The sequence below is a fragment of the Pectobacterium jejuense genome, assembly GCF_026800125.1.
In the GTDB taxonomy this organism is placed as follows: Bacteria; Pseudomonadota; Gammaproteobacteria; order Enterobacterales; family Enterobacteriaceae; genus Pectobacterium; species Pectobacterium jejuense.
This window is the reverse complement of record NZ_JAPQKX010000005.1, coordinates 201,760-213,774: the sequence shown is the minus strand read 5'-3', so window position 1 is coordinate 213,774 and position 12,015 is coordinate 201,760. Positions and strand designations below refer to the sequence as shown.

General features: G+C 54.6%; 14 protein-coding genes. 12 read left to right on the top strand and 2 right to left on the bottom strand.

Going from position 1 to position 12,015, the window contains the following annotated elements:
* The 10 genes from gspF to NXT09_RS11350 all read left to right on the top strand — a co-directional run bounded on the left by gspF (nucleotide 1) and on the right by NXT09_RS11350 (nucleotide 8,006).
* Nucleotides 1-1,227 carry a type II secretion system inner membrane protein GspF gene (gspF, locus tag NXT09_RS11395; RefSeq protein WP_268579738.1) on the top strand — a complete coding sequence of 409 codons (1,227 nt, stop codon included), beginning with the start codon at nucleotides 1-3 and terminating at the stop codon, nucleotides 1,225-1,227.
* A 32-nt stretch (nucleotides 1,228-1,259) separates the two neighbouring features.
* Nucleotides 1,260-1,730 carry a type II secretion system major pseudopilin GspG gene (gene gspG, locus NXT09_RS11390; RefSeq protein ID WP_048329249.1) on the top strand — a complete coding sequence of 157 codons (471 nt, stop codon included), beginning with the start codon at nucleotides 1,260-1,262 and terminating at the stop codon, nucleotides 1,728-1,730.
* A 274-nt stretch (nucleotides 1,731-2,004) separates the two neighbouring features.
* On the top strand, nucleotides 2,005-2,571 hold the full coding sequence (gspH, locus tag NXT09_RS11385) for a type II secretion system minor pseudopilin GspH (protein WP_268579737.1): 567 nt from the start codon (nucleotides 2,005-2,007) through the stop codon (nucleotides 2,569-2,571).
* Nucleotides 2,568-2,933, top strand: a complete 366-nt coding sequence (gene gspI / locus NXT09_RS11380) for a type II secretion system minor pseudopilin GspI (protein WP_039284733.1) — start codon at nucleotides 2,568-2,570, stop codon at nucleotides 2,931-2,933. The genes gspH and gspI overlap by 4 nt, the downstream gene beginning before the upstream one ends.
* The gene (gene gspJ, locus NXT09_RS11375; RefSeq protein WP_268579736.1) at nucleotides 2,933-3,583 is read left to right on the top strand and encodes a type II secretion system minor pseudopilin GspJ; all 651 of its coding nucleotides are present in this window, start codon (nucleotides 2,933-2,935) and stop codon (nucleotides 3,581-3,583) included. The genes gspI and gspJ overlap by 1 nt, the downstream gene beginning before the upstream one ends.
* On the top strand, nucleotides 3,580-4,566 hold the full coding sequence (gene gspK / locus NXT09_RS11370) for a type II secretion system minor pseudopilin GspK (RefSeq protein ID WP_268579735.1): 987 nt from the start codon (nucleotides 3,580-3,582) through the stop codon (nucleotides 4,564-4,566). The genes gspJ and gspK overlap by 4 nt, the downstream gene beginning before the upstream one ends.
* Nucleotides 4,563-5,840: a type II secretion system protein GspL gene (gene gspL / locus NXT09_RS11365; RefSeq protein WP_268579734.1), complete on the top strand. Its 1,278-nt coding sequence runs from the start codon at nucleotides 4,563-4,565 to the stop codon at nucleotides 5,838-5,840. Before gspK ends, gspL begins: the two co-directional genes overlap by 4 nt.
* The gene (locus NXT09_RS11360) at nucleotides 5,837-6,331 is read left to right on the top strand and encodes a type II secretion system protein M (protein WP_268579733.1); all 495 of its coding nucleotides are present in this window, start codon (nucleotides 5,837-5,839) and stop codon (nucleotides 6,329-6,331) included. The genes gspL and NXT09_RS11360 overlap by 4 nt, the downstream gene beginning before the upstream one ends.
* The gene (locus NXT09_RS11355) at nucleotides 6,321-7,067 is read left to right on the top strand and encodes a type II secretion system protein N (RefSeq protein WP_268579732.1); all 747 of its coding nucleotides are present in this window, start codon (nucleotides 6,321-6,323) and stop codon (nucleotides 7,065-7,067) included. The genes NXT09_RS11360 and NXT09_RS11355 overlap by 11 nt, the downstream gene beginning before the upstream one ends.
* A gap of 93 nt (nucleotides 7,068-7,160) precedes the next feature.
* The gene (locus NXT09_RS11350) at nucleotides 7,161-8,006 is read left to right on the top strand and encodes a prepilin peptidase (RefSeq protein ID WP_268579731.1); all 846 of its coding nucleotides are present in this window, start codon (nucleotides 7,161-7,163) and stop codon (nucleotides 8,004-8,006) included.
* Between the two features lie 161 nt (nucleotides 8,007-8,167).
* Here the strand turns inward: NXT09_RS11350 and ypdK are convergent, their stop codons facing one another.
* Together ypdK and NXT09_RS11340 are read right to left on the bottom strand one after the other, a co-directional pair.
* Complete coding sequence (gene ypdK / locus NXT09_RS22575; RefSeq protein WP_099606229.1) at nucleotides 8,168-8,242, bottom strand: membrane protein YpdK; 75 nt, start codon at nucleotides 8,240-8,242, stop codon at nucleotides 8,168-8,170.
* A 357-nt stretch (nucleotides 8,243-8,599) separates the two neighbouring features.
* Nucleotides 8,600-9,625, bottom strand: coding sequence for an LLM class flavin-dependent oxidoreductase (locus tag NXT09_RS11340; RefSeq protein WP_268579730.1), 1,026 nt, complete (start codon nucleotides 9,623-9,625; stop codon nucleotides 8,600-8,602).
* A 309-nt stretch (nucleotides 9,626-9,934) separates the two neighbouring features.
* Here NXT09_RS11340 and NXT09_RS11335 point away from each other — a divergent pair, with 309 nt between their 5' ends.
* The gene (locus tag NXT09_RS11335; RefSeq protein ID WP_268579729.1) at nucleotides 9,935-10,999 is read left to right on the top strand and encodes an ABC transporter substrate-binding protein; all 1,065 of its coding nucleotides are present in this window, start codon (nucleotides 9,935-9,937) and stop codon (nucleotides 10,997-10,999) included.
* Nucleotides 10,996-12,015: a FecCD family ABC transporter permease gene (locus tag NXT09_RS11330; protein WP_268579728.1), complete on the top strand. Its 1,020-nt coding sequence runs from the start codon at nucleotides 10,996-10,998 to the stop codon at nucleotides 12,013-12,015. Before NXT09_RS11335 ends, NXT09_RS11330 begins: the two co-directional genes overlap by 4 nt.

The following is a 12,015-nucleotide window of genomic DNA, read 5'->3' as shown; positions in this document are numbered from 1 at the left end:
ATGGCACAGTACCACTATCAGGCGCTGGATGCGCAGGGGAAAAAATGCCGTGGCGCTCAGGAGGCCGACTCTGCCAGACAGGCGCGTCAGCTATTGCGGGAGCGCGGGCTGGTGCCGCTGTCGGTTGATGAAAACCGAGGCGACCAGCAGAAATCCGGTTCTACAGGCTTCTCCCTACGTCGAAAAATTCGGATCAGCACCTCAGATTTGGCGCTACTGACTCGCCAGTTAGCCACGCTGGTGGCAGCGTCGTTGCCGCTGGAAGAAGCGCTGGATGCAGTGGCGAAACAGAGCGAAAAGCCACAGCTGAGCCAGTTGATGGCGGCGGTGCGCAGCAAAGTCATGGAAGGTCACTCGCTGGCCGATGCGATGAAATGCTTCCCCAGCAGCTTTGAACGGCTGTATTGCGCGATGGTCGCCGCAGGCGAGACATCCGGTCACCTTGATGCCGTGTTGAACCGATTAGCGGACTACACCGAACAGCGCCAGCAGATGCGCAGCCGCATCCAGCAGGCGATGATCTACCCATGCGTGTTAACCGTGGTCGCGATTGCTGTGGTCAGTATTTTGCTGTCCGTCGTGGTGCCGAAAGTCGTCGAGCAATTTATTCATATGAAGCAGGCGCTGCCGCTTTCAACCCGCGTATTGATGGGGATGAGCGATGTCGTGCGCACGTTTGGGCCGTGGATGCTGTTGGCATTGCTGGCTGGGTTTATGGCGTTCCGCGTGATGCTGCGGCAGGAAAAGCGGCGCGTCAGTTTTCATCGGCGCCTGCTGCATTTACCGCTGATCGGCCGCATCGCGCGTGGCTTAAATACGGCACGCTACGCGCGGACGCTCAGTATTCTTAACGCCAGTGCGGTGCCGCTATTACAGGCGATGCGCATTAGCGGCGATGTCATGAGCAATGACTATGCCCGCCATCGGCTCTCTCTGGCGACGGATGCGGTACGAGAAGGCGTCAGCCTGCACAAAGCGCTGGAACAGACGGCGCTCTTTCCCCCGATGATGCGCCATATGATCGCCAGCGGTGAACGCAGCGGCGAGCTGGACAGCATGCTGGAGCGGGCGGCGGATAATCAGGATCGGGAATTCAGTTCGCAGATGACGCTGGCGTTGGGGCTATTTGAGCCTCTGCTGGTGGTCAGCATGGCGGCGGTGGTGTTGTTTATCGTACTCGCGATTTTACAACCGATTCTGCAACTGAATACGTTAATGAGTTCGTAAGAGAACCAACAATTGAATGAGGAAAAGTAAGGATGCAACAGTCTCAGCGTGGTTGTGGACAAAATAGTTATGGTCAGAGCGGTTATCGTCAGCGTGGTTTTACCCTGTTGGAGATTATGGTGGTTATCGTCATTCTCGGCGTACTGGCGAGTCTGGTGGTGCCCAATCTGATGGGGAATAAGGAAAAGGCGGATCGGCAAAAAGCCGTCAGCGATATTGTCTCTCTGGAAAGCGCACTCGATATGTACAAGCTGGATAACAACCGCTATCCGTCCACAGAGCAGGGGCTGAAGGCGCTGGTAACGAAGCCGACGGTACAGCCGGAACCGCGTAACTACCCAGCCGATGGCTATATTCGCCGCCTGCCGCAGGATCCATGGGGCACGGACTATCAACTGCTGAACCCTGGTCAGCACGGCAAGCTCGATATCTTCTCTCTGGGGCCAGATGGCATGCCGGGAACGGAAGATGACATCGGCAACTGGAATCTTGATAAGAAATAAAGACGTCGGTCTTTGTTGCAGATTGTTGACAAACCTATTTATTGAACGAGAACGGTAGTAACGGAATAGAAGAGTAAAGCGTTTGCGCCATGGATGGCGCAAGCCGAGCGTACAGGGACGTATTTACAGCGTCTTTACGATCTATCCGTTACTACCGCCATACGGACTTTGTCGGCAACCTCAAATAATTATGCCAGTGTTTATTGGTGACTGTTGCAAATGGGTTGTGGGTAGTTGCTATCGATGGCGGCGGGAAAAGGACGACAAAAGCGCAATGAAGCGGTCAACGAGGAAGCAGCAGGGATTCACCCTGCTGGAAATGATGCTGGTTGTATTACTGGCTGGCATTGCGGCTAGCATGGTCGTCATGGCGTTTCCTCCCGAGCGCCAGAATGACAGCGCCTGGCAGCTGGCTCGTTTTCAGGCGCAGTTAGAATTTGCCGCTGAAAGCAGTCAGATTAATGAATACATGCTGGGTGTCCGTATCCATCCCGATCGCTGGCAGTTTTATCAACTCCAGCGACCCACAGCATCGGAAGGGACGCCGATTCCAAGCAGCGATCGCTGGCAGGGCTACAAGTGGCAGCCGTGGCAACCGCATCGGGTGAGCGCATCGGCGTCGTTGCCCGAGGCATTACGGCTTGAGTTACTGCAAGCCGACGGGAAAAAAGTGGATAAAACGCAGAGCGGCGACGATCCCGATATCCTGATTTTGCCCGGTGGCGAAATCACGCCTTTCCGTCTGCTCGTTAAGTCTAAAGACAAAGCGCTCTCGAATTGGCTCCAGGTGGATAACACCGGACTATTTGTGACGTCGATGAGTCAGGGTAAGAAACGATGAGACGACAGAAAGGGATGACGCTGGTAGAGGTGCTGGTCGCGCTGAGCGTTTTTGCGCTGGCAGGCATTGCCGTTTTGCAAACGACAGCCAGACAGGCAAGCAGCCTGAGCCGGCTGGAAGAGAAGACGTTTGCAGGCTGGGTGGCGGAAAACCAGCAGGTTCAACTGCGGCTGGAACAGCGCTGGCCGGAAGCGTCGTGGGTGAGAGGCGAGACGCAGTTTGCGGGGCTGCGCTGGCATTGGCGCTGGCAGGGCGTAGAGACCGGTGATCCTCAGACCAAAGCGTTGGATGTGGAAGTGCGACGTAATAAAGACGCCTTTGCCGCCGATGCTTCCCTGCGCACCTATGTGGTGAAGCAATAATGTTTAGTAAAACAAGGATGTGTAGCCAAACAAGACGGGGGCGAGAGCCCTCGCGACAGAAACGCCAGCAGGGGTTTACGCTCCTAGAGATGATTCTGGCGATCGCTATTTTTGCCGCGCTGAGCCTCAGCGCGTTTCAGGTGCTGAACGGCGTGATGCGTAATGATGAAATTTCGCAGCGTAAAGCCGAGCGTCTGGCCGAAATACAGCGCGCATTTTCACAAATGGACAACGATTTCTCCCAGATGATCGCACGCGGCAGCAGAGGAAGTACCTCGATGTTTTACGCCGGTCGCGATCAGCTAAAAAGTGATGACTGGGGCGTCAGCTTTATGCGTAATGGCTGGCAGAACCCGTTTGGCATTCTGCCGCGCTCTGAACTTCAGCCTGTGGCCTATCGACTGCGGGAACACACGCTGGAACGGTTAACGCATGTGACTCCTGACCCGATTGAAGGGCTCGATCCCGGCGTAAAACCGCTTCTCACCCAGGTCGACGGCTTCCGCCTGCGCTTTTTCAGCAATAAAACCTGGCGCGATCGCTGGGACAACAGTACGCAATTGCCACAAGGGATTGAAGTGGTGCTGACCTTAAGGGATTACGGAGAAATGTCGCGTATGTTCTTGATTACCACTGGGCCGGTTAAATGAGGTCGCGTCAGCGCGGCGCGGCACTGCTAGTAGTGCTCCTGATTCTTGCATTAATGGTGACGATTGCTGCGGTGATTACGGAACGCACAGGTAAAGCATTTTTGCGTACCGAAAGTCATTTGAGCCGTCAGCAGGCGAAATGGTACGCATTAGGTGCGGAAACGCTGAGCGGGCAGATATTGCAGCGTGATGCGCGGAATATGCCAGGGCGCACGTTTGCTGGGCAGAACTGGTCGCAGCCAGGACTGCGTTTCCCCGTGGATGGTGGCGAGATCACGGGCCAGATTAGCGATGCGCGTACCTGCTTTAATGTGAATGCGATCAATCAAGGCGTGGATAATGAAAGCACGCTGGTGAAGACGCCTTATCCGGCACAGGTTTTTCGTTTGCTGTTGAAAAATCTGGGCGAGGAAACGGATCGTGCAGAAAAAATTACCGCCGCGGTGCGTGACTGGATTGATGCGGATAACTATCCATCGGCGAACGGCGCAGAAGACGAGGTCTATGCTGCGTTGCCAGTGCCTTATCGTACCGCGAATCAGAGAATGAGTGAAATCAGTGAATTACGCTCAGTGTATGGCGTTGATAGCGATCTCTATCGTCGGCTGTTGCCCTATGTCTGTGCGCTGCCAGTGGATGCGATGTCCATTAATATCAACACGCTAACCGAATTTGATGCCCCGCTGTTATCTGCCGTGTTCCTGAACGAAATGACGATGTCGCAGGCAAAAGCGCTGGTGCAGCAGCGGCCACGTATGGGGTGGGCAAGCATTGAGGTTCTGCAACAAACCGGATTATTGCCCCCGAATAGTAAAAATACCGCGCAGCGAGTGCTGGTAGTAAAAAGTGAATGGTTCTTTGTAAAACTTCAGGTGCGTGTCGGCGACAGCGATTTTCATCAACGTAGCTTGCTTCATCTGAGTGGACAAAAGGTACAGGTCGTGCAGCGGCAATATGGAGGATATAGGACGGTGAATCCATGAAAATAGCGGGAAAATGGAAGAAAAAAGCCGCAAAAGCCCCATTAAATCGAGGAACGGTCGCTCGACATCCGTGCCTCATTGTTCGTCTTCCGGTAGAAGAGCTGGGAGAGATCGAATGGCAGGTGCGTTCATCTAATGGAGAAAGTTTACTGAGTCAGGGGCGCGGTGGCGTCGAACAGGTTCGTCAGGCGCTGTCGGCCTATCCGTCTGTGGCATTTACCCGCGTTCTGGTTCCGGCCACTGATGTCACGTTTTATACCCTGACGCTGCCCCGACAGGCTCGGCGTCAGCTGACGCAGGTCGTGCCGTTTATGCTGGAAGACCAGCTAGCGACGGAAATTGAAAAGCTGCATTTTGCTGTGCTGGAAATTCATGGCGATGACGGCACGGTTGCCGTGGTGGAAAAAAACCGGATGCAGCGTTGGCTGGCACAGTGCGATGCGCTGAACCTCAGCGTCGATACATTATTGCCTGACGCCCGCGTATTGCCGAAACATCAGGATGGCTGGAGCGCGTTGCAGCATGATGACATGTGGCTGTTTCGCCAGCCGACGGGCCATGCCATGGCGGCGGAGTCCTCCTGGTGCAGCGACCTGCTGAAAGCGTCTATGCCGCTGCCGGCAATATACAGCTACAGCGCGGCATCGGTCTGCGGTGAGCTGTCGCAGTATGAATGGCAGGAAGAAGGCGAGTGGAAGGCGCAGCCGGAAACGGATCTCTTCACACTGGCGGCAACGGCGCACTTACCTGCCTCGGTCGATCTGCGACAAGGCGACTATGCGCCGGAGAAAGCCTGGCAACACACCCTGCTGCCGTGGCGCGGCGTCGGGATCGCGTTTGCCTGTTACCTTATGCTGGTCGTGGCGGATGCTGGCTGGGCGCATTACCAACTTTATCAACAGTCTGAACATTGGCGACAGGAAAGCGTGCGTGTCTATCGGCAGATTTTCCCTTCCGAGACGAATGTCGTTAACCCGCGCGCGCAGATGCAGCAGCACCTGCAACGTACGGCCGCCGGAGGCACAGGGAAAGCGCTGCTGGATCAATTGAACCCCTTACAGCAGCTCATGACACAGAATAGCGCGATCAAAATTCAGTCGCTGTCTTACGATGGTGCTGCGGGTGAATTCCGGCTGGCGTTGCAGGGCACGTCATATCAGGAACTCGAGCAGTTTCAGCAGCAGGCTGCCGCTTATTATCAGGTACAGGCGGGAGATATGCGGCAGGAAAATGATCGGGTTGAAGGCCGCTTAACGTTAAGGAGCCAGCAATGAATGAATTACGGCAACGCTGGCAGGCGATGAGCCCGCGTGAACGTCAGCTTATGGTCGTGTGCGCGGCGGTACTTCTGCTCTGTCTGGTGTATTACGCTATCCTCCTGCCGTGGCAGGAGCGGGAAGATCTGTGGGAGCGTACGATTTCCCGTGAGCAGCAGACCGTCAACTGGATGCAGAAACAGGCCTCACTGATTCCGCAGGGAAATCAGGCGGAGGGAGACAATAGTCAGCGCGACGTCAGTCTGCCGATTTTGATTTCACAAAGCACCAAGCGTTACGGACTAAGCGTCGTACGTTTGCAGCCGCAGGGCAATCAGGCATCGGTGACGCTGGGGCAGAGTGATTTTAATAGTCTGCTGCGTTGGCTTGGCGAACTGGAACAGAAAAATGGCGTAAAAGTGTTATCGCTGGATGTGAATGCCGTCGAGCAAAGCCCCGGAATGGTGGATGTCACCAGACTGATGCTGGAACGGGCGGATGAAGCTTAAATCCGTCATCGGCGCAGGTATTGCTATGGTTCTGGCCTACGGGCTGTTCCTGGCAAGCTATGCGCCTGCCCGCTTGCTCACCGCCGTGCCTTTGCCGGCTGGCATGGTGGTTGCAGAGGCTGCCGGAACGCTGTGGCAGGGGAACCTGCAACGGTTTAGTTGGCGCACGCTAACGTTAGACGATGTGCACTGGAACCTCACCTTCTCGGGTTTTATGCCCGCGCTGGAGATTGCGTTTAAAAACCCGGAAGGCATTGCAGGCCGCGGGATCATTCGCGGCTGGCAGCAGCCGCAGTTTTATCAATGGCAGCTTTCTGTGCCAGCGGGCTATTTATTCAGCCATCTGCGTTTTATCGTGCCCATCGGGGCTGAAGGCAACGTGCAGCTCCATCTGCAAGAGGCGACGGTCGACCGTTCAGGCTGCCAGTCGCTGGATGCCAACGTAACCTGGCCGGGGGCGCGGGTTAAAACGCCGCTGGGCGGACTGGTGCTTGCGACGCCTCAGGCCACGTTACGCTGCCAGCAAGGTGCGCTAGAAGCGAACCTGCGGCAGACCTCCTCACATCTGCAATTGTCTGGCAAAGGCAGCGTCACCCCGAAAGGCGAATATCGTTTTACGGGGCGGCTGAGCAGCGGAAATGACTTACCCGCGACGATGAAAAAGCTGCTGGCAACCACCGGTAAAGCCGATGAACAGGGTGCCAGGACGCTGAATTTTCAGGGGCGCTTGCTGTAATTAATAGAGGTAAGCGTTGTTATTTTTGTGCCGTCGGGCGCAGAAATAAACTGCTCATTCATACCGTTTCTTTATCAACAATCAGGGACTAACGTGGACGATTTAAGGGAATTTGCACAGCTGTTTCCGGCGTGGTGGTTTGGTGCGCTGGGCGTGTTGGGATTGATTGTTGGCAGTTTTCTGAACGTGGTGATTTACCGCTTGCCGATTATGCTGGAGCGTCGCTGGCGGCAGGACATCGAGCTTGAAACGGGCATGGCCGATTCCGATCCTGATACGCGCTACAACCTGTGGTGGCCGCCTTCGTCTTGCCCGCACTGCCAGCAGGCTATTGCGGTGAAGGATAACATCCCGCTATTCAGCTGGCTGTGGTTGCGTGGCCGCTCCCGCTGCTGTCATCAATCGGTGTCTGTGCAATATCCGTTAGTGGAAGTCATCACCATGCTGGCTTTTCTGACGGCAGGTTTACTCTGGCTACCCGGTATGGCGCTGTGGGGCGCGTTGATTCTGCTGTCCTTCCTGTTGGTGCTAACCGTGATTGATATCAAAACGCTGCTGCTGCCGGATGTACTTACGCTGTCGCTTCTGTGGATGGGGCTGTTGTTTAATCTGTCGGAGACCTTTGTGCCATTGAATGATGCCGTTGTCGGCGCGATGGCCGGTTATTTATCCCTGTGGCTACTTTATTGGATCTTCAAATACGCCACGGGCAAAGAGGCGCTGGGGTACGGTGATTTTAAGTTGCTGGCTGCGCTGGGTGCCTGGCTGGGCTGGCAGGCATTGCCGAATCTGGTTCTGGTGGCGGCGTTGAGCGGGTTGGTCGTTACTCTCGTCTGGCGCGGATTGCGTAAAGAGGATACGGCTAAACCGCTGGCTTTTGGCCCCTGGCTGGCAATGGGCGGCGTGTTCGGCGTGATAATGAATGGATTGAATCTGTAGAGAATAACAAAGGCAATGCCGAATCATCGGCTGAACAATCGTCGATTAAACATAGATCGGCAGGCATAAAAATAGGCTGAGGGTATAAATACCATCAGCCTTTTTTATCTTTATCTGTGTGTGCCCTTCAATGAATAAATCTTTGCCGGGCAAATGACAGGTTATTCTACCATCAGCATAAAGGTACTCACCCAAACGACTAAACAGAATGAGATACCCATAAAAAAATACTTCACCGATTTATTCTCCAGCAGAAACCACGCCAGCAACGATCCCGATTGTGCGTTTTATTATGGAAGGAAATAATTACGCTGCCGGTGGTGTCACCGAAGGGTAATCTTTCCCGTTGTCATCACCAGAGTCACACCAGTTATGACGGGATCGGCGCTAAATCTACGCCGAGTGAGGGGGGGAATTCAAGAGGTCCAGAAACTATATTTTCAAAATAGCATTAAAAAGCGTTGAACCGTTTCAGGGACTGGGAAAACCGGGAGGATTCGAGTGAAAATAGCTCCTCAATCTTCCCGATTTTTGATGGTGTTATCGTTGGTTTGACGCCTATTGGATAGGCTTGAATACGTTAGGCTACAGGACTACGCTCGCCACCCCATCGCGGGGGCAACATATTTCAGGATCGATTCGATCACATGCGCATTGTAATCCACGCCTAGCTGGTTCGGCACCGTGAGCAATAGCGTATCCGCTTCGGCAATCGCTTCATCCTGTTTTAACTGTTGGATGAGTGCGTCCGGCTCGGCGGCATAGCTGCGGCCGAAAATCGCGCGTGTGTTTTCATCCAGGAAGCCCACCTTGTCGCTATCGTTACTGCTTCCGCCGAAATAGGCGCGATCGCGGTGATCCATCAATGCAAAAATACTACGGCTGACCGAGACACGTGGCGTGCGCGTATGCCCAGCCTCAGCCCAGGCGGCCCGATAGGCACGAATTTGCTGGGCCTGCTGGATATGAAAAGGTTCGCCCGTTTCATCATCCTTTAACGTGGAGCTTTGCAGATTCATGCCCAGCTTCGCTGCCCATACTGCCGTGGCATTCGATCCGGCACCCCACCAGATTCGTTCGCGTAACCCATCAGAATAAGGCTCCAGACGCAAAAGGCCGGGTGGGTTCGGGAACATAGGCTGTGGATTCGGTTTTGCAAAACCCTCGCCACGCAGCACATCCAACAGCACTTCGGTATGACGCCGTGCCATGTCTGCTTCTGATTCCCCTTCTGCCGGCTGGTAGCCAAAGTAGCGCCAGCCATCGGTCACCTGTTCTGGAGAGCCACGGCTGATGCCGAGCTGCAAGCGCCCGCCAGCGATCAGATCGGCGGCGCTGGCGTTTTCAGCCATGTACAGCGGGTTTTCGTAGCGCATGTCGATGACACCAGTGCCAATCTCAATGTTTTTGGTTTTCGCCCCAATCGCGGACAGCAGTGGGAAAGGCGAACCCAGCTGGCGGGCAAAGTGGTGCACCCGGAAATAGGCGCCGTCAGCACCCAACTCTTCAGCGGCAACGGCAAGATCGATAGATTGCAGTAGTGCATCAGCGGCGGAACGTGTACCAGACTGCGGCGACGGGGCCCAGTGGCCGAATGATAAAAAGCCAATCTTCTTCATAGGGTATTTATCCTTATATTCAGACAAATATTTAGCATATTCGTCCTGCACAGCAAGGTTCTATAGATCAGTAATAGAAGCACTCTACGCGATTAATAGTGAGAATAAATATCATTTTTTTAACGTAATAATTCAGTTTATCTGACTAATACTTTGAAGAATAAATCGCCGCTGGTTATTTAGCAGAAAACCCAGTCCGGGCTGATCTACCCCAAAGTTGGTATCCAAATATTATTATGAGCGAGATCAGTATTTTCTTTGTCGCTATCGCTGTATTATTTTATATATAGCGAAAATCAGGATACCAACATGATAAAGAAATTTGGCTACACGCTGTGGGTTGCCGGGCTGTTTTTGGTGTTTTCCAACGCTTGGGCGGCGCGTCAGGTGACCGACCAACTCGGGCGCAACGTAACGATTCCCGACCACGTTAATCGCGTGGTGGTGTTGCAGCATCAAACCTTAAATCTTCTGGTGCAGTTGGATGCACAAGAGAGCGTCGTGGGTGTGCTGTCCAGTTGGAAGAAACAGATGGGCGAGCATTATGTGCGGCTGGCTCCGCGTCTGGCGGATTTACCAATGCCGGGCGATCTCACGCAGGTCAATATTGAAAGCCTGCTAAAGCTGTCGCCGCAGGTGGTCTTTGTCGCTAACTATGCGCCGCCGGAAATGATTGCGCAGATTGAGCGAACGGGTATTCCCGTTGTGGCGATCTCACTGCGTCAGGATCAGCCGGGAGAAGCCGACAAAATCAATCCTACGATGGGTGATGAAAACACGGCGTATAACGAAGGGCTTAAGGCAGGGATTCGGCTGATTGGTGACGTCGTTGAGCGTCAGAAACAGGCGGAAGCGCTGATCGACTATACGTTTACGCAGCGGCAAAACGTGAGTGCACGCCTGGAGTCGATCCCAGAAGAGAAACGAATCCGCGTGTATATGGCTAACCCAGACCTGACCACCTACGGCTCAGGGAAATATACCGGCCTGATGATGTCGCATGCAGGGGCGCTGAATGTGGCGGCGGCATCGATAAAAGGCTTCAAGCAGGTGTCGATTGAAAATGTGTTGGCCTGGAATCCAGAGGTAATTTTCGTGCAGGATCGCTACCCAGATGTGGTGAAGCAGATCGTTAACGATCCGGCCTGGCAGGCGATTGAAGCGGTGAAACAGCATCGTGTATATCTGATGCCGGAATACGCCAAAGCCTGGGGTTACCCGATGCCGGAAGCGTTAGCGATTGGTGAACTGTGGATGGCGAAAAAGCTGTACCCTGAGCGCTTTGCCGATATCGATATGCAAAAAGCCGCCGATGCGTATTACCAACGCTTCTATCGTATGGATTACCGTGCGGACGCTTCTGCGGCGCAATGAGTTATCGCACCTACCGGATCACGCTGCTCACGGTGGTGGTGTCCACGCTGTTGATTGCCGTGTGCTCACTGGGGATAGGGCGCTTTAGCTTATCCCCGTGGCGCATTGTCCAGATCCTTGTTGAGCCGCTGTCTGGCAACAACTCGCTTCTTGGGGATATCGAACGGCAAGTGGTGTGGAGCGTGCGCTTACCCCGCGTGTTATTAGCCTGGTGTGCGGGCGCGGCGCTGGCGCTGAGTGGGGCAACACTGCAAGGCGTTTTCCGTAACCCGCTGGTCGATCCGCATATCATCGGCGTGTCTGCTGGCGCGGCCTTCGGTGGCACGCTGGCGATTCTATTAAGCTGGACGCCGCTGCTTTTGTTGCTGTCTGCGTTTACGTTCGGCATGCTGGCGCTCTTGCTAATTTTCATGATGGCCGCTGCATTCGGCAGGCAGAACGTGCTAATCCTGATTCTGGCGGGCGTCATCCTCAGCGGATTTTTTGGCGCGCTGGTCAGCCTGATGCAATATCTGGCTGATACCGAAGAGAAGTTGCCGAGCATCGTTTTCTGGCTGTTAGGCAGCTTTGCCACTGCACACTGGAACTCGCTGATGACCATGGCGGTGCCGTTAGCCCTTGCAGGTGGACTGCTGCTGCGGCTGCGTTGGCACATCAACGTGTTGTCGATGGGCGAGCAGGATGCGCGTGCGCTGGGTGTCGCCGTGCAGCCCTTGCGCTGGCTGATTTTGAGCTTATGTGCCGCGATAGTCGCCGCGCAGGTGGCAGTCAGCGGGAGTATTGGTTGGATTGGGCTGGTAATTCCTCATGTTGCACGCATGCTGGTGGGTGCCGATCATCGTCGCCTGCTGCCGGTGTCGCTGTGGCTGGGAGGCGGATTTATAGTGCTGGTGGACGATCTGGCGCGTAATCTCAGTGAAGCGGAAATTCCGTTGGGCATTCTGACGGCGATACTTGGTGCGCCACTTTTTGCCGTGCTGCTGTATAAAACACAGCGGCAGAGTCGAGGACGTTAG